Source organism: Arcobacter sp., assembly GCF_050300555.1.
GTDB lineage: Bacteria > Campylobacterota > Campylobacteria > Campylobacterales > Arcobacteraceae > Arcobacter.
Genome location: NZ_JBNKXY010000125.1, coordinates 1 through 739, shown reverse-complemented (window position 1 = coordinate 739; position 739 = coordinate 1). Strand labels below are relative to the sequence as shown.

Genomic DNA, 739 nt, shown 5'->3' with positions numbered 1-739 from the left:
CTCCTCCTCCTCATCACATGCACACCTTAACATGGCTTCTCACCTACTGTAGTTGGAAGAACTCCCCTGAAAAAGTGACTTGTTGGCCTTGCTCGCCCACACCGCGACCTGCTTTAGCTTGCGGTTCATCCTATTAAACTAAAAAATATAAGTTATTGTAACCAATTATATAAAGTAATAATCATTGAGCATCAAAATAATACAAAAATAACACGTTGACAAATAAATTAGTAATCATTGAGCATCAAAGTAATACAAAAAAATACTTGTCAAAATTCATCAGGATCAATATGAAGTTGTCTTCTCCGTTCTAAAGTAGACCACCTAGTATGTTTTTTCTTCACTTGTTGTCATTTTTGTTTCTAAAGAATGGTGACATCGGCACCATCTCCAACTAAGGAATCGAGTGCTGCACCAGGCTCGATAACAAAAGAGGTTGGCAATTCTTCTTCTTGATAGATCTCATCAACCTGTTCATCATCAAAATGATAGGCAACATTGGTAGGAGTATGTAACCATTCACGGGGATTCACTTTGTACACTACCCGCCAAGCAGCTAGCTTTTGACATGGGTATTTTAAATAATACACATGTTCGACTTGATGTGCAAGAATAAAATCATCATTGTCTGGTAGTTTAGCATCATGTTTGATTTCAACCATGTCATACTTGTTATGTCAAATCCCATGAATGCTATTGAACAAATTACAAATAAAGAAGACTATTTTTAGTTCTTTGT

At 36.1% G+C, this 739-nt stretch carries 1 protein-coding gene; it reads right to left on the bottom strand.

Going from position 1 to position 739, the window contains the following annotated elements; all coding sequences use genetic code 11:
- Nucleotides 1-362: 362 nt before the first annotated feature.
- Nucleotides 363-662, bottom strand: a complete 300-nt coding sequence (locus ACQY5W_RS13125; protein ID WP_428025424.1) for a hypothetical protein — start codon at nt 660-662, stop codon at nt 363-365.
- Nucleotides 663-739: the final 77 nt, after the last annotated feature.

Coding starts and splice junctions, on each gene's coding strand:
- ACQY5W_RS13125 (WP_428025424.1), bottom strand. CDS start 662: ATGGTTGAAATCAAACATGATGCTAAACTACCAGACAATGATGATTTT.